General features: G+C 40.5%; 18 protein-coding genes. 13 read left to right on the forward strand and 5 right to left on the reverse strand.

Annotation, left to right across the window (positions count from 1 at the left end):
- Positions 1–11 precede the first annotated feature (11 nt).
- Entirely contained in the window at positions 12–1,079 is a 1,068-nt protein-coding gene (locus AA0Y26_RS10465; protein WP_413367614.1) for a serine hydrolase domain-containing protein, read from the forward strand.
- Between the two features lie 122 nt (positions 1,080–1,201).
- Here AA0Y26_RS10465 and AA0Y26_RS10470 read toward each other — a convergent pair whose 3' ends face one another.
- A complete protein-coding gene (locus AA0Y26_RS10470) occupies positions 1,202–3,781 on the reverse strand; it encodes a polynucleotide kinase-phosphatase (RefSeq protein WP_413367616.1) in 2,580 nt (859 codons plus the stop codon).
- Between the two features lies 1 nt (position 3,782).
- Positions 3,783–5,054, reverse strand: coding sequence for a methyltransferase domain-containing protein (locus AA0Y26_RS10475; RefSeq protein ID WP_413367618.1), 1,272 nt, complete (start codon positions 5,052–5,054; stop codon positions 3,783–3,785).
- Positions 5,055–5,314: 260 nt separating this feature from the next.
- Between AA0Y26_RS10475 and AA0Y26_RS10480 the strand changes: the two genes are divergently transcribed.
- From AA0Y26_RS10480 to aac(6'), 8 genes are all read left to right on the forward strand, one after another.
- Positions 5,315–6,160, forward strand: coding sequence for a hypothetical protein (locus AA0Y26_RS10480; protein ID WP_413367620.1), 846 nt, complete (start codon positions 5,315–5,317; stop codon positions 6,158–6,160).
- Between the two features lie 45 nt (positions 6,161–6,205).
- The gene (locus tag AA0Y26_RS10485) at positions 6,206–6,736 is read left to right on the forward strand and encodes a phospholipase D-like domain-containing protein (protein WP_413367622.1); all 531 of its coding nucleotides are present in this window, start codon (positions 6,206–6,208) and stop codon (positions 6,734–6,736) included.
- Between the two features lie 304 nt (positions 6,737–7,040).
- On the forward strand, positions 7,041–8,426 hold the full coding sequence (locus AA0Y26_RS10490; RefSeq protein ID WP_413367624.1) for a methyltransferase domain-containing protein: 1,386 nt from the start codon (positions 7,041–7,043) through the stop codon (positions 8,424–8,426).
- Positions 8,427–8,624: 198 nt separating this feature from the next.
- Complete coding sequence (locus tag AA0Y26_RS10495) at positions 8,625–9,182, forward strand: nitroreductase family protein (protein ID WP_413367626.1); 558 nt, start codon at positions 8,625–8,627, stop codon at positions 9,180–9,182.
- A gap of 368 nt (positions 9,183–9,550) precedes the next feature.
- Entirely contained in the window at positions 9,551–9,949 is a 399-nt protein-coding gene (locus tag AA0Y26_RS10500; protein WP_413368157.1) for a cytidine deaminase, read from the forward strand.
- A 362-nt stretch (positions 9,950–10,311) separates the two neighbouring features.
- The gene (locus tag AA0Y26_RS10505; protein WP_413367628.1) at positions 10,312–10,851 is read left to right on the forward strand and encodes a PadR family transcriptional regulator; all 540 of its coding nucleotides are present in this window, start codon (positions 10,312–10,314) and stop codon (positions 10,849–10,851) included.
- 400 nt (positions 10,852–11,251) lie between these two features.
- Complete coding sequence (locus AA0Y26_RS10510) at positions 11,252–11,836, forward strand: hypothetical protein (protein WP_413367629.1); 585 nt, start codon at positions 11,252–11,254, stop codon at positions 11,834–11,836.
- Positions 11,837–11,888: 52 nt separating this feature from the next.
- Positions 11,889–12,323, forward strand: coding sequence for an aminoglycoside 6'-N-acetyltransferase (gene aac(6') / locus AA0Y26_RS10515; RefSeq protein ID WP_413367631.1), 435 nt, complete (start codon positions 11,889–11,891; stop codon positions 12,321–12,323).
- A gap of 541 nt (positions 12,324–12,864) precedes the next feature.
- Here the strand turns inward: aac(6') and AA0Y26_RS10520 are convergent.
- Both AA0Y26_RS10520 and AA0Y26_RS10525 read right to left on the reverse strand, forming a co-directional pair.
- On the reverse strand, positions 12,865–13,293 hold the full coding sequence (locus tag AA0Y26_RS10520; protein WP_413367634.1) for a GNAT family N-acetyltransferase: 429 nt from the start codon (positions 13,291–13,293) through the stop codon (positions 12,865–12,867).
- Positions 13,294–13,393: 100 nt separating this feature from the next.
- Positions 13,394–13,534: a hypothetical protein gene (locus AA0Y26_RS10525; protein WP_413367636.1), complete on the reverse strand. Its 141-nt coding sequence runs from the start codon at positions 13,532–13,534 to the stop codon at positions 13,394–13,396.
- A 262-nt stretch (positions 13,535–13,796) separates the two neighbouring features.
- On the opposite strand from AA0Y26_RS10525, the gene AA0Y26_RS10530 reads away from it, so the two are divergent.
- The 4 genes from AA0Y26_RS10530 to AA0Y26_RS10545 all read left to right on the forward strand — a co-directional run bounded on the left by AA0Y26_RS10530 (position 13,797) and on the right by AA0Y26_RS10545 (position 16,079).
- A complete protein-coding gene (locus tag AA0Y26_RS10530; protein WP_413367637.1) occupies positions 13,797–14,207 on the forward strand; it encodes a DUF4275 family protein in 411 nt (136 codons plus the stop codon).
- A 12-nt stretch (positions 14,208–14,219) separates the two neighbouring features.
- A complete protein-coding gene (locus AA0Y26_RS10535) occupies positions 14,220–14,666 on the forward strand; it encodes a hypothetical protein (protein ID WP_413367639.1) in 447 nt (148 codons plus the stop codon).
- 15 nt (positions 14,667–14,681) lie between these two features.
- Positions 14,682–15,446: a GNAT family N-acetyltransferase gene (locus AA0Y26_RS10540; RefSeq protein WP_413367641.1), complete on the forward strand. Its 765-nt coding sequence runs from the start codon at positions 14,682–14,684 to the stop codon at positions 15,444–15,446.
- A gap of 132 nt (positions 15,447–15,578) precedes the next feature.
- Positions 15,579–16,079 carry a pyridoxamine 5'-phosphate oxidase family protein gene (locus AA0Y26_RS10545; protein ID WP_413367643.1) on the forward strand — a complete coding sequence of 167 codons (501 nt, stop codon included), beginning with the start codon at positions 15,579–15,581 and terminating at the stop codon, positions 16,077–16,079.
- A gap of 131 nt (positions 16,080–16,210) precedes the next feature.
- Here the strand turns inward: AA0Y26_RS10545 and AA0Y26_RS10550 are convergent, their stop codons facing one another.
- Entirely contained in the window at positions 16,211–16,534 is a 324-nt protein-coding gene (locus tag AA0Y26_RS10550; protein WP_413367645.1) for a hypothetical protein, read from the reverse strand.
- Positions 16,535–16,827 lie beyond the last annotated feature (293 nt).

Consider the following 16,827-nt stretch of genomic DNA (forward strand, 5'->3'; position numbering starts at 1 on the left):
CTGGTGTAGCAATGATTGGTTATAAAAAAGAGTTTACTAATGTTTTGCAAAATGTGAAAGATTCCGCTAGCCAGCTTGACTGTACAGGCGGTGGTGTGATGGTCATCCAGAAGGGGAATGTAGTGCTGGAGCAGTACTGGGGGACCCAATCTAAAAAAGCGAATGCTCGGCTGATTCAAGAAGATACGCAATTTCATATTGCATCTGTTCGGAAATCATACATAGGCTTTGCCATTGCTTTTGCGGTACACCATGGAATGATCGCCGCTATCGACGACCCGATTACAGCTTACTTGCCTGAATCCAAAGAAGCAATATATGAAAATGTCACAATCCGCCATCTGCTGACGCATACGCATGGGCTGCAAAAAGTGAACGGTAAAGTCATCCAGGAGTTTCAGGCGGGTACAGGGTGGGCATACCGTGGAATCGGGGTAGAACTGCTTACACAAATTGTGAAAGTGGCTGCCGGGAAAGACATTGCGGCCCTTTTACAGGAGCAGGTGTTTCATCCATTACATTCCCTTGAAACCGGATGGTATGGAGAGAGGCAGGATAATTTTGCGGAAGTCATCCACTCTCTAAATGATCCAGCGTGGTATACAAGTGATAATACAGATGGCTCGCAAATGAATATGTATGTATCGATTCGTGAGTTGGCTGCTTGGGGTCAGCTTCATTTAAATAGAGGGAAATGGAATGGGCAACAAGTTGTAGACGAAGAAATCTTTCGTTTGGCCACAGCATTACAAACGCCTATGACAGTTCCAAATCATTACCCGCAAAACGGCTATCTATGGTTTGTACAAAAAGAACAAGACTTACAAGCTGAGCGAATGGAGATAAGTCCGCATATTCCAGCAGGTGCTTATCAGCTGTTAGGATATACAGGAGTTACCTTGCTGGTCATTCCGAAATATGAAGTTGTCGCTGTCCGGGCATTCAATAGCTTCGGTTCACCACCTGGCTATGACTACTTGGAGGATGTAAGAAGTTTTGGCAGCGCGGTGATGCAGAGTATTAGTGAATGTACGCGGATTAAAACGGAGTACGTTAAAAGCAGTAAAGGGCAAGTATAGGGCAGAGAGGAACATGAGCGGCCGTTTTAAACCGAACGTTCAGGGGGGACAATCATGTAAATATAAAGAGCCCGGCTGCCGATTTACAAATCGGCAGCTGGGCTTCTTTTTCATTTAAACTTTTATAAACGCGGATCAATCGGTTCACTTTCAAGTGCTAGGGCAGCGAGAGCGCATTCGTGCACACGGGCACTGCTTTCTTGCTGTACAAAACGTTCAATCCCTTCCATGCCAAGGATAAATTCCTGCAGGGCATTGCGCATTTTTCGAGAAGGATTGCGCTTTTTTAAATTCTTTAGCTGTGCTTCATCGGTGTAATCCATCCCATAAATGATGCGTAAATACTCGCGCCCGCGTACCTTGATCGCCGGCTGTAATAGCTTACCTTTTCGTCTTTCGACAAAGTGGAAAGGCTTGATGACAATTCCCTCATGTCCAAGCTCCGTCATATCCTTCCACCAAGCGATTACTTCTTCTTCTTGCTGCTCTGACTCGATGAGACGGTATTCTGTTTCTATAAATAATGAGCTATCCTCAGCTAACAAGGCATTCATCTCCATGTGCCATGTATGCGGTTTGTCAAAATGTGTTGTGTGACTATGGGCCAAAATATGAAACGGAGCAATTTGAATGCCTTGGATATCATTTGTCGGCCAGCAGTAATTTTGATACACAGCATCAAAACGTACAGCATTTTTCAGCTTATGTGCGTATTCATCAACCCAATTGGAAACATCAACGTTCTCTGTTGTTTGCAGCTTGTTTAACAACAAGTGCCGGTCCATTAGTGCTTGTTCTGCAACATTGGCATATTGCTGATCAATTAAGCCATGTGCTTTTAAATTCCAAGGCAGAATTTCAGCATCCATAAGCACGTAATCTGTTTGGAATTGATCAAAGTAATTTTTCGTCACGAGCTCCTGATGAATCGCTTGTAAAACATCTCGCTGTAAATTTTCTTCAAAGAATGCACGCCCTGTTCGTGTCGTAATCACACCGAGTGATTCGATATTCAGCAGCTGTTTTGTAATTTTTTCATCCTTCGCCACGAAAATCACCGCACGGCTACCCATATGCTTTTTCTCCGCAATCATTTGTGTAACACCGTGCTTTTTGTAATACGCAAAAGCTTCAACAGGGTGCTCTAAATAATCAGCTAATGCAGACGTTTGCGGGGTTGGACTCATTGTCGGCGGGATATACAAGACTTGCTCAAGCGGCAATGTGTAGTGGGAGAATGTATCCATAGCAGCGAGTGCCTTTTCTTTCGGAACAGCAATTTCTTCTCCTATTGCAGTATGCACGGTAAAGCCATTTACGAAATGTGCCGCTTGTGGCGGAGCAAATCGCTTGTTCTTTGCTTCAATCAGCGGATTCCCGATATCACCGGCGTAATTGTGCTGTGCATTAACGGCAAGAAAGTCTTCCTCCGGATAACGGAATGCTGTTAGCTGACCGCCAAATACGACACCTTGGTCAATGTTAATGGTACGGTTTGCTTTAAATGGTTTTTGTTTTGGTTCATGTCCCCATACGATCAGCTCACTAGTCTTATGGTCCATAAACCAATCCCCGCGAATAGGCTTGCCGTGTTCGTCCATGCCCTGAATATCACCGTAACGGCAAAAATCACGTATCCGTTTAGATTCCTTGCCAATGTAGCGATCATAAATACCTGCGTGCGTAACAACGACTTTTCGAATATTATTTTTCGTTAAGATGTAATGAGAGGGAGCAGCAAGCAACATGTCGGCAAAACGTTTTTTCAATGCTTCCGCCGCATCTTTTCCGTGAGCTTTCTCATATTGTTCAAATTCCTGTGCAACGTATTCATCGCCATGCTGAAGTGTAACCTTTTGACCTTGGAGCCAGCGTGCAATTTTCCAGCCGTGGTTACTATCAGTCATAAAACTTTCCCCAGCTTCAATTTGACGCAGCCAAAATAGCATCGTATCAATAGATTTTGGGCCACGGCTCATTATATCGCCAGCTGACAATAAACGACGGCCATGGGGATGAATATACAGCTCGTCTTGTTTTTCGTAGCCGAGCTTTTCGATCAATACCATCATTTCATCAAAGCAGCCATGAATATCTCCGATGATGTCGAAGCCGCTGCCAATGTCCAGTAGATGAGGGGATGCTTGTCTTGTAATCGTCAGCTCTTCACCACGCCAAGTATAAAGCTTTGAAAAAGGTTCTTTTTTGATATTTCTGAGCTCATACTGGAATGTGCGGAATTGCTGCTCGAGACGCTTTTTACCACGTGGCTGTAGGCGCTGCTCATCCCGTTTGAGCAGTTCATCTTTTGGTATATCAAATACAAGGGCAAGAACCGGTACATGGTATTTTTTTGCAATGTCTATGTATTTCGCACGTTCTGCCTGACGTAAATGCGTCGCATCGACAAACGTCACTTTATTGAGCTTTGCACGGGACGAGACGACTTCGTGTAATACATGAAATGCTTCTGTAGACAGCTGCTGGTAGTCTTCATAAAGTACATCCTGTTCTTCTCTTGACACTGTAGAAAAATCAATATATTGAATATCTGAAACAAGCTCGCGGTATGTATCGGAGCTTACTACTTCTGAATGTAACAGCTGACGCTCGGCAATCAGCTTTTCCAGCAGCGTGGATTTTCCACTATTGGAAGGTCCAATACATAAAACGATGGCTCCTTGTGGTAATTGAAGCTGCAAATTAATCCCTCCTCGTCAAAATACACATTTGTGTTGGGGTGCCGTATGTTGCGTGTTCCTTACCAATACCTTCAAAGTGCGAGGTATATTGGGGTGCCGCTTCCTTGCACCAGATTTGGAACTGTTCACGCGTCCACTCGAAGCGATGGTCATCGTGCCGCATCTCTTCTAGCTCATATACGGCGTTATACTCTGCATTCGGTGTCGTAATAATGATGCTCTTCGGTGCATAAATGTCTGTAATAAGCTTCATCATCGGCATCAAACGTTCTTCGTTAATATGCTCAATGACCTCGCATAAGATAAAGACATCTGCTCTCCTTAATGCAGCATCCTCATAATAGAGAGAGCCCCACTGGATGATTGGTGTTACAGCCAAATCCGCTTCACTTAATCGTTTCTTCATCTTGGCAAGTGCAGTATTACTTGGATCAACCGCATATAGTGTATCGATCGTTTGTAGCTGTGCTAATTGCTCCGTTAATTTTCCTTCCCCTGCACCCATATCAACAACAAAACGGTGAGCAAGCTTTTCAACTTGCTTTGTAATTGCTTCATAGCGTTGCGTATTAAGGGAGACGCGCTTTTCTCCTGGTTTTTCTTCATTTAATAAATGACGGAAACGAAGCGCCTTTTTATAGATCATATGACGAAGGGGGTGCGAATCCAGCCAGCCCTCGCCGTACCGCTGAAGCCGTTCTTGTTCCTTTTCGTCAATAAAATAATGCTTATAATCATCCATTACTGGAATAAGAACAAACAGCTGCTGCAGTGCTTGCTGCAACGTGATCGTACTGGCAAGTGTTAAGAAGCGAGCACGCTTATGTTCAGAAGCAGCCTGAATTGTAACATCATAGCCAAGCGGCTGCCATAGCGCATGGATTTCTTCATCTGACATGGATGTAGCAACAGGTCCTATTTCAAAGGTAAAGGGGAAGCGCTGTGATACATACTTCTCATATTCTTCCTTTGGTTTCCCGTTAAGTGCTGTACCAAGTGCAGAACGAATAAGCGATAAAAAAATCGTACTTACCGCAAATTCGCGGTCATTAATGTAATGGGTAATGTCGTAAGCCTGCTCATCATTCACAAGAGACAGGGAATCAGGTGTGACAAAAATTGTGGCATATAATTCATCATCGGTCATTTTATGATACACAAAGCGCACAGCATGATTTTTTGAATAGCGTTCATAGATGTTATTTGGGTTTTTCGCCAGTAAATAAGAGACTGCCTGCGCATCTGGTGATTTTGTATAAATAGATAACTGCATATATTCTCCTCCCTTTTCCTAAGCATATATAATTGCTGCTTCAATGGAAAGGGAATGCTTCAAGAAATTACCGAATTGTACTCATTATTTTTGTAGGCAGCCCCCGCCTGCTGGACATTAAATTCATGCAAGATACAGCGTATTAGATTGTATTAATAAGGTTGTGTGATAGATGAAAATCGTACATTTTGCTGCTCATAGGAATTTGATGAAAAGGATGATAAGAGTAAGTAAGATTGATAGAGGAAAGAGGGATGTATGTGGAAAAGCGGAATAAGAGATTGCGTATATTAGCTTTATCCATCACAATCATTCCAGTACTTGTAGGAATTGCTCAGTATAATAAATCGCTTCCGAACGGGGTATCGGTAGAGAGTAAATCCTATAAGATAGGGGATATCCAATTCATTTTTGATTTGGCGCATCACGAGCAGGGAAAGCAAATTTTGGAGCAGCACCTAATGGACGAGGCGTTAAAGATTATTAAAGATGCTGAAGAATTTATCGTGATTGATATGTTTTTATATAACGATGATTATGACCGGGCAAAGGGGGCGTATCCAAAGTCTGCTGAACGGATAACAGCTGCTTTACTCGAAAAACGTGCAAATAATCCACATATGCCGATTGCCGTGATTTCTGATGAGATAAATACGTTGTATGGCTCGAATGATCAACCATATTTCAAGCAATTAGAAGCACAAAACATAGATGTCATCATAACTAATATGAAGCCGCTGCGTGATTCAAACCCGATTTACTCCAGTATTTGGCGTTCTTATTTACAATGGTGGAAGCCTTCGCAAAATGGCTTGTTGCCAAATGCTTTTAATCCGGACGGGGGAAAAGGCTCGGTTGGGTCCTATTTAGATTTAGTGAACTTTAAGGCAAACCATCGTAAAATCGTGATGAACGAATCACATGCATTACTGACATCAGCAAACCTTGCCCATGATGGAAGCAGTTATCATTCGAATATCGGATTTATAGTAAAAGGTCAGATTTTAAAAGAAATATATGCTTCTGAACATGCTGTTGCCAAACTATCAGGGCTGGCATTAGCAGATGTAACATTTAAAGAAGATAAAAACGCAGGAGAGCTTTAGATCCAGCTTCTTACCGAAGGAAAAATAAAAGTCCAAATACTTGAAATGTTGCAAGCTGCAGACGAAGAGTCAACAATAAAAATAGGTGTGTTTTATATTTCTGATCGTGATATTGTGAATGCTATTAAGGATGCTGCAGAGCGCGGAGCAACGATTCAAATGATTTTAGATCCTAATAAAGATGCGTTTGGAATCGAAAAAAACGGTATCCCGAATCGTCAAGTAGCTGCAGAACTCATGAGGAAAAAGAATATCGTAGTTCGATGGTATCATACGCACGGTGAACAGTATCATAGTAAGCTTTTAATACTCGAAAAACAAAAGGAAGTCATGCTAATCGGTGGGTCGGCCAATTTTACGCGCCGAAATCTAGCAGACTACAATTTAGAAAGTAGTTTATATGTAAAAATGCCTGCAGACCATAAGCTTGCTGGAGAGGTAAATGATTACTTTAACCGTCTTTGGTTAAACGAAGAAGGCAGCTTTACCGTACCATTTGAAAAATATGAGGACCGATCCATATGGAAGACGGCTGTTTATCGCTTTCAGGAGTGGACTGGATTATCGACATTTTAGATATAACTTTCTATTTAAACTTGGATGGAAACTGACAGTTGCTGTTGCAAAAAAAGGGCGGCGAGTGGCTCTACCGCTGCACCTCGAAGCAGGATAGAGTGTCTACCACTAGGCAATGTACTATCACTTAATAAATAAACTGAAATTTAGTGTTATTCATTTTATTTAAATAATGTTATAATATGGATATTCAATCGAAAGGTGTGATTCATATGAAACAATTCATGACTACAATTCATTCTAAAAAAGGTGAAGCAAACTAGCATGAAGGCAGTTTTGCTTCTAGAAAAAAGGAGCAAATCAATTGTTATCGAAACAAGGATTTAATTTATGGGCAAATGAGTATCACAAAACAGTACAAGTAAGTGAAGAAAACGGACAGTATCCCTTTGCCGGTTATAAGGCCGTTTTAGGGACTATTTATAATGAAGTGATGCAAGGTGATCGAAAGAATGTGCTCGATATTGGCATCGGTACCGGGGTGCTGGCAGTACAGCTGGCTGCCCATGGGCATCATATAACAGGTCTCGACTTTTCAAAGGCTATGCTGGAAGCGACACAGCAAAAGCTTCCGCAGGCAGCATTATTTGAATGGGATTTACATGATGGTCTGCCGCCGCAAATTGAGCAGCAACGATTTGATGCAATTATTAGTACGTACACACTGCACCATTTCAATGATGATGAAAAAGTGTCGCTCATCCGGCAGCTGCTGAACTTGCTAACACCTGGCGGCAAGCTCTATATAGGTGATATTGCTTTTTCAACGGCAGCTGACCTGAAAAGATGCCGCGAAGAAAGCCTCGCTTATTGGGATGACGATGAGTTCTATTTTATGAATGATCAGTTTACACCACTCATAGAAGAGTTCTGTCAAACAGCTTTTTATCCAATGTCCCATTGTGGTGGAGTATTTGTATGCAAGAAGAACCTCGAAAATGCAGAAGAGTATGAACAACCGCTTTTATACGATAAGGAAAATGAAGGGTATCAGCCTGAGCTGGCCTTGCTGCTCAAAATGGCTAAAGATAAGCCGGATAAGATTATTGACATTGCTTGTGGGACGGGGAGAATGACAATCCCTCTGGCAAGTAATGGGCTTGACTGTGTAGGGGTCGATATCCATCCGAACATGCTTCAGCGAGCAAAAGAAAAAGCAGGTGCTTTATCGATACAATGGATTGAACAGGATTGTAGAGACTTGCATTTAGATATGAAGGCACAGCTGATTTTTAGTGTAGGCAATTCATTTCAGCATTTTTTAACGAATGAAGATCAGGATGGACTGCTTTCCTCAGTGAATCGGCATTTAGAGCTGGGTGGTCATTTCGTTTTCAACACAAGATTTCCGTGTGCCGAGGAGCTGCTTCAGCCGCCGGAAGAGCAGTTTTGGCGAAGTTATCAGGATGCGGATACTACAGTGGAGCTATATACGATTAGTGAGTATAATCCGTTGGAGCAAATTCAGTCCTATACGACAATCCGGCGATTTTTGGATGGAGAGAGTAGTATAGCAGATGAGCAGCGAACGCATATTAAACTGAGATATGTATTCCCGAAAGAAATGAAGAGGCTGCTTGAAAAGCATGGCTTTGATATTCTTGAACTATATGGAGATTGGCAGGAAGCACGGCTCACTGCTGAACATCATGAAATGATTTACGTTTGCCAAAAGAAACGAGAATTGTAAATGAAGCTGTCCTCAGCAATATCCTGATAAGGGGATATTCCTGAGGCTTCTTCCTTTAGTAGCATACAGTATGTTTTATCATTTTTATAAATAGGGAAAGAAATGCAATGGAGGCTCTGCAACAATAAGGGCACTAGATATTTTGCAGCATGAATGGAGATACTCGGTAAAGAATACACAAAGTAAGGTGGTTTTAGGATGAAGGAATTCCAGACTCGACGTACTGAACATGATATCGATCCAATTTTTCTTCAGCGCTGGTCTCCACGCTCCTATCAGGACAAAGAAGTACCGGAAGATGTGCTGATGCGTCTTTTTGAGGCAGCGCGTTGGGCACCGTCTGCAAATAACCGGCAGCCATGGCGGTTTATTGTTGCGCGGAAGCCTGAAGACCGCGAAAGATTTTATTCATTTATAAATGAGCGGAACCGCCAGTGGTGTGAGAAAGCACCAGTCCTGGCCATGCTTATTTCGGATACAGAATTTCCTGTCAGTCCATTTGATAGTGGGACAGCCTGGGGATTCCTGGCATTGCAGGCAGCACGTGAAGGCTTAATTACCCATGCAATTGGCGGCTTTGACAAGCAGCAGGCGACAGAAGTACTCGGTATTCCAGAAAGCTTTGAACCTCGCATTATTATTGCGATTGGTTATCAGGGAGAGAAAGAGGCATTGCCTGAAGACTTCCAGGCACGTGAACTGCCGTCTGACCGAAGAGCGTTAGAAGAAACCGTTATGGAAGGCCGTTTTCAATAAATTATGTAAGAATCCTCTTGCCAATCAATTATAAAGTGGCGAGAGGATTTTCTACTTTTCAACATTCGTTAATTACAGTGATCTTTCAGTCAAGTGAGGGGACAGGCAAGAGTAATTTTACCGAATGTAAGCTGACTGCACGGAAAATCATTTTGTAGACATCCATAATAATAGATTCAGTCAACATTTGTTATGATTCATTATGAAAGTGTAAGAGGCGTAAATAGACTGCTCAAAGTGGAAATAGAAAAAATACTTATGCTATTGACAAATATTTTGAAAGATTATATTATGAAAATCCTGCCAACTGAACGGTTGGCGTACAGGGAACTTGAAAAGTTCATTCTTCGTTGAAAGGGATGGATAAGATGAATAAAGAGCAATTGATGGAAAGTGCACGCAATATGAAGGAAAAGGCGTATATACCTTATTCGAAATTTCCGGTTGGTGCAGCATTACTGCTTAAAGATGGAACTGTAATTAATGGTGTAAATGTGGAGAATGTTTCATTAGGAGCAACCAATTGTGCTGAAAGAACTGCAATTTTCACTGCAGTAGCAAACGGGTACAAAAAAGGCGATTTCCAAGCGATTGCTGTAGCAGGTGACACTGCGGACTTTCTTCCGCCTTGCAGCATATGCAGACAAGTTTTAGCAGAGTTTTGTCTGCCTGAAATGCCTGTTTATTTAACAAATGAGAAGAAAGAAATATTAGAACTGACATTAAAGGATTTATTACCTTACGCATTCACAGATTTAGAAATGTAAATAGTGAAGTTTACTGATTAAAAAGCAGGCAGGTTTTGATGAAAATTTCTCAAAACCTGCCTTTGTTATTTTACGAATGAATGTTGCGCCTCAAAGCAAGATACCGCCATGTTTCTAAAATTCGGCTTTCGCTGCATAGAACTTACTGCACGTTAGAGAAAGCCATTTGGAATGTTTCAGTTTATTCCCCATCTTCTTCGTTACGGAGAAGTAGATATACGAGGAGCAGAAATAATAACATGGAATAAAAGGCAATATTAACTTCTACTCTCGCCCCAGCACTTAATAAGAAGGGAATATTGCTGAAATACTAAAATCCTTTTGCTAAAATATAGATATGTCTTCGCGAAGGAGTAAAGGGAATGTCTATTCAAATTTTTATATTAAGCAAACTAATGAAGGGCAATAGTTACCCTTATGAATTAGAAAAACAGCTTTCAAATCCTGTTCCGTTGAACACTTTTGCAGGGTTAACGGAAAGCAAACTTTCCTATCATTTCGAATCGCTTGTCAAACAAGGATTGATTGAACCAGCAGGTGTCATGAAAGAAGAAAACAGCCCTGAGAGACAGGTGTTTGCTATCACGGACAAAGGGCGTGAAGAACTTCCAAAAAGAATCTATAGGCTGTTGGAGGGCGCAAAAAATATTACCGATATGGTACTTGGCCTCGCCAATCTGAAATATGTTAACCGAGAGAGGGTATTGGAAATACTCGAACAGAAATTGGAAAGCCGAATTGCCCGAAGGAAGCGAGTGGAAGAAATACGCAGCCAGGCGCATATCGATCAAGAAAACCAGCTGCTGGTAGATCTAGTTGGGAAATATATGAAGACGAAAGGGGAACATACCGTTCAGTGGCTTGAAGAACTGATCAAAGAAATTCGCCTTGGCAACATCTAAAAACCGCATATGAAGCTTTAGTGGAGAAGAAGTTTTCATAAAAGCTATTATAATCAGCCTGTTGACAAACGCATTCATCCATCGTTGCTTGCGTCACTCGTCTGCTCCTGCCGCTTCGCTTTCGACGCAAATAAAGAGCCATTCGCTCATGAACTTAGGTTCTATTCGCGTCTTTGCTCATCGGCGCGCCTTGTCTGGCAAGCGTTTTCAAGACAGGCTGAGTAAAACGTTATTTTATAAATTACCTAAAAAACGTGAACACAAAGTCAAAAACGACTTTGTCTTCACTCTGATTATAATAATTTATTCATCAGAGCCTTCTGTCTTTTATTTGCAGAGGGCTTTCATTTTCTTAAAAATGACCTGCTGCATTAAGAAATTGAGAAAAGGGGGAGCAGAGATGTTTACAGGTGAACAACTAACACAATTAATAGATGGAAAAATGATTGGAGAGATTTATCCATATAATACAGGAGACGAAGAGCAGGTGAAAGCCTATTTAAAGCGCATACAGGCAGAATTTGCGAAGTATCCAAGAATTACCTGCAAGCCTGAACTTGAGAATTTCGGAAGCGGATACGCCTCATATGCGGCTTGGTTTTGCTGCAATGAGCAAGATGTTCGAGTTTCGGAAAACAAATATACGCAAGAGGTTGAATGTGAAGGGCTCTGGCTGAATATTAGTCTGCTGGCACCTGTCGTCATTATTGGGACAGGTATTACTAATGATACATATGCAGTGGAGGATGGACGCTGGCTTAATGGAAGCAAGTCGATGCTGCAAATGCCTGAGGAGCTTGTCATACCAGCAAGGTTTAAAGAGCTGTATCAGCTGTTAGTAAGGTTAGTGATGAAGTATCACTACACGGTATTATTTAAAGAAGAGCTAGAAAAGCCATTACCATTCAAACTAAACATCCCGACAGTTTTTCGGGAGCCGAGAGAATATTTAGTGTGGGATGCAATTTTTTATTGGGAGGACTAACTGCCAGTTGGAGGAATGGATGCTGTCAAGTTTGGAAAACGGAGGGAATGACATGCTACAAAAAGCAACGGTACAACAGGCAAAAGATGCGGCTGAATTAGCTTTACTGCTTTGGCCTGAAAACGAGTTGGAGATGTTTATTCAGGAAATGACAGAATTGATCAGCCACCCTGATGCTGTCGTTATGTTAGTATATAAGAATGATGAAGCAATCGGTTTTGCCCAATGCCAATTACGCCGTGATTATGTGGAAGGTACCAGTACTAGTCCAGTAGGTTATTTAGAAGGTTTGTATGTGAAAGAATCATTTCGCAAGCAAGGTATTGCCAAGAGGATAATTCGAGCTTGTGAAGAGTGGGCAAAGACAAAAGGCTGCCGGGAATTTGCGAGCGACTGTGAGCTGGCAAATGAAGATAGTCTGAAAATGCATATGAAACTTGGCTTTCAAGAGGCGAATCGGATTATTTGCTTCACGAAGCAATTATAAATGAAACAAATAGTTTTAGGCTTGGGAAAAAAACAAATAAACCTTCCATGGTTTTTTTCATAGAAACTGCATAAAATAAAAGCAATTCATTGACATGATTGGAAACCAACCATACAATGAAGGTAGCAAGATTCATGCGTGATGGATCTAACAGCAGTACACAGCGACCGGGTGGCTCCCGGTCGTTTTTTCTTTTTTGATATGGAATTATAATATAGTAAGTTCACATGAACGCTTTTACTAGAGATGGGGAGAAGGTAATGAAGAAGCTGGTCGTTATTTTGTGTATACCACTATTTTTATTATGTATTTCACTCTTTTATATAGAAGTATCATTATTTTCCGTAGACCCTAGTACGAGTTTTTGGGAAAAGTTCAAGTATGTATGGTATAAGTCGCCGCTTTTTTACGTTACGTTCGTTTTGATTGTATTATTTTTCATTGCTATAAAGAAAAAGTAACAGTTTCTTTCCTTGGCCCCTGTAGAAATTTACATTTTCTCTTCAGAGGCAGCCAAGAAGAGCATGTCTTTAAAGATGCTTTACCATTGTATAATAGCTGCTCCAGGCGGATAATCCTTGATTTCGCCGACTATCTGAAAGCCGTGTTTTTCGTAAAAGGCGCGTGCTTGAAATTCAAAAGTAGTTAACAATGCTTTTTCTGCCCCTTTCTCCTTTGCAATAGCTTCCAATTTATCGAGAAGTAAACTGCCCAATCCTTTATTTCGGTACGTGTCTTTACACCAAAAATTATTGATTTCTACCCATCCCCAATAAACATCTGCATTGATGCCGCCAACCCAAGCTTCCTTACTATCAGAAACAATTATATTAATCGGCTGAACAGCTCCTTTTTTTCTATTTTCCTTATAATGAGCGGAATGTTCCATATTAAAGGCAGTAATTTGATTGCTTAAAAAATCGGCAAACTCTTTATTTGCATCTAAATCAATGTCAATATGAGTATCCATCCTGACTCTCCTCTTCCAAAAGTTTGCTAAAAATTTGCCAAGGCTATTTGCCAAAAACACCGCCTGGTTGGCAAGACCAGGCGGTGAAACACAAGGTTTTTTACAGCATCATCCGAAAAAGACGATACAGCGTATCAACAAAACGGAATAAATCCGTGGCGTAACGAAAGATGGCTAATCTTTCTTCACGCTTCTTTTTCATTTCAGCTTTAGCCTTCTGCATGCGTGATGGAAAAGGCACAACAGTACACCCCCTTTCGAAAAAAAGGAGTCAGCTGGATGCTGCTGATTAATTGTAGCACGAATAACGAACGCTAAAAATAGGCTTATATTCATCGGAGAAATGCTTCATTTGTAAAAAATTTATGATCAGGAGCTAACTATTCGAGTTACAAAAGACAAAACCAGTTTTTCCATATCATGTATAATGAGAATTATAGTTTTCTTTAGTAAAAATAAAATTTAAAAATAGCACATAACGATGAAAGAGAGGAGATAAGCTTATGGAATTCAGAAAAGAATTACAGGTTATAGAAAGCCCAGTATCAGCAGAGGCTTTACGAAAGATCTGGGAAAAAATATTTACGGTCAGTTTATCGACAAAAGAAAAGGAAAGAATCTTTTTAGACCAATTTTTGTGGCATATATGCAGCTGGGGAGCTGTCTCCTGTGCAGCGAAAGAAGAAGCAATAGCCCTCTTTACGAACCAGGAAAAAGATAAATGTACGATTTTTTATCAATTTATAGATGATGCTTATATGGTGAAAAATGCAAAAGAATTAACTGTACATGATGTACCATATGAAGCTCGTAATATGAATCGTAATGATATATATGTTATGGATGACAAACTAAAATGGACTTTTATTATGACCCACGAAGAACAATGTGGTCCTTATTTTATCAAAATATAAAGGGGAAGTAAGTTGAGAAACATACAGTTTGGTCTGCTTGTCTTCATAATGATCATATTCGCTGCCATACAATTTCCACAGAAAAGCCTTGCTACAGATTGGGCATATCAGTTTGTTGTATGGGAGGGAACAATCTATATAGTCAGCGATGAACACGTGACAGATGTTGAAGAAGTCATCGGTCAGGTAACGAAGTATTCTGATATGAAGCAGTACGGCGGCAATTTTTCAAATACTTATCTGAAAGGTACGAAATATTACTCTATTAAAGGTGTAGATCCAAACAAAGCAATTGCTGTTCAGCTCGACAAGTATGTTTATGTGAAGGCAGAGAATGACGGAGCATACGAGTACAATGGAAAAGGTATCGTTAACTATTTACTGGTCGGTTTGGTGGTAGTAGCGGTAACCGCTGTAGGTGCCATGGTTTTTGTTAATAGCAGGGGAAAAAAAAAATAGGGAGGGGTTAGGGATTTGCAGGAAATAATCGAATTGTCAGAGGAAAATATCTCATCAGAAGGCTGTTACTGCCTTCGAAGCAAGCCAAATTCATCCGGCTATCAAGGAAAAAAGAACTGGCTGGAAAGTAGTTTTGATAAAGGGATGAAATACGTCAAATTATTGGAAAATGGTAAACAGGCCGGGTTTATAGAATATGTACCGATTGAACATTCCTCCCGTGTTATTTACGGAGAAAATTATATAGTGATCCACTGCTTATGGATTGGGGTTGTAGGGAAGGGATATGCTTCCGCCTTAATCCGGCATTGTCTTGAAGATGCGAGACGGCAACACAAAGCCGGGGTTGTCGTCATTACCAATGCCGAAACTTCTTGGACACCCAGCAAGGATATCTTCATCAAAAATCACTTTATTGAAATAGACAATGCACCATACGGTTTTGAACTGCTAGTACATACTTTTTATGATGCAGCGCCTCCTTATTTCCCGCAAAATTGGGAAGAGCGTCTCCGCTTTCAAGATTTAACAATCCTGCGGACACAGCAATGCCCTTATTTGGATATCGCGACTCAAAATCTATTGGAAGCTGCCGCCAAACTCGGTCTCCAGGCTACTATAATTGATTTCACTAGTAGAGCGCAGCTGCTTGAGTTATCGCCTACCCCATATGGCGTTTATGGAGCGGTGTTTAGAAAAGATCTCATTAGTTATCATCGTTTGACTGTACATTCTGCGATGAAGCGGTTGAAGAACAGTTTGTTATTAAAAGGGAAATAACCCCTTTTTAATATATTTATCAAATAAAATTCCTGGATACTCTTCCCATTAAACACATAAAGATGTATTATAAATACATGTTTAAGTGAATTATTTTTCTTTTAGTAAATTGATTCGGAGGGGTGCAAGTTTATGCGAGGGTTAATTGAAAACAAAAGAGTAGAGATTCCAAAACAAGATGCACTTCAGCTATTACAAGCTGGTCGGGTTGCACATGTAGCTACTGTAGGGGAAGACGGCTATCCATATGTAATACCCTTTGTCTATATCCATGATGGGGGAGAAAAGCTATATCTTCATATCGGCAATATACGCGAAAGCCATTTTTGGTCAAACATTAAAGCAAATCCCAAAGTCAGCATTGAAGTAAGTGAAATGGGGGATTTACACCCCGGTAAAAAGTATGCATGCCAATCGGCGCTCGTGTATACAAGCGTTGTATTATTTGGACAAGTTACACATATAACCGAAGATTCAAAGAAGGAATGGTTCTTTGACCGTTTACTAGAAAAGTATGGAGATCCAAATTGGGAGTTTGAAAAGAAGGGATATCCGATTCTGCCCAAAATTGAATTGTTTGAAGTCATGATTGAAAACATCACAGGTAAAGAAAATACAGGCATGTACCATTAAAGAATAGATTAGAGGGAATAGCTCATTTCATCACACAGGAGGAATGTGATAGTGTAAGCTATCCCTTTCTCTAACTTGTCGTTTCTTCAAAGCGAGTCTATAAAAATTGTAATAAATTGAATGTGCCAGGGTTAAAAAATATTGAGCGACTCCGCTTTGACGAGCTCATTTATAGTGCTTTCGATTGTACTCTTATACTTATCAATCAGATTGATTTCTTCGATACAAACCGAATCTAAAGCAATTCCTTTTTTTATTGTTAGAAGTATCACTTTTTGCTGCTCGAATAGATATAGAAGTTCAAATCTTGTATTAAGGATCAGGGAAGTTATTTCGGGGAATATCATTCTATCTCTTAAAGTACTAAGAATTGACTCGACTGATTTAACTCCTTCTACCGTTTGCAAAGCTGAAAATAATTCCTGTAATTTTTCTTCTAAAGACACTGCCTTCATTTAAAAACCTCCAACTATAAATGAGATATATAGGTTGAATCAAACTTCCACTAATGGATTTGCATTAGTCTCTTAATCTCCATAAGCAGCCTCCCCAGAATGTTTCATTCTTCGCTTTTTACGAGAATCATTCTCCATGCTTTCATGCAAAGCTAAACGCCTGTATCCTCCGTGAGAATTAAACCAACTTATACAATACGGATGTTAGCATACATTTTATTAAAATATAACGGGTAACATTTTCCACTCATACTAACCACCATTACTATTTAGAAGTAATAAAATTAATTAGC

Origin of the sequence: Lysinibacillus canaveralius (assembly GCF_047301505.1) — a bacterium.
In the GTDB taxonomy this organism is placed as follows: Bacteria; Bacillota; Bacilli; order Bacillales_A; family Planococcaceae; genus Lysinibacillus_B.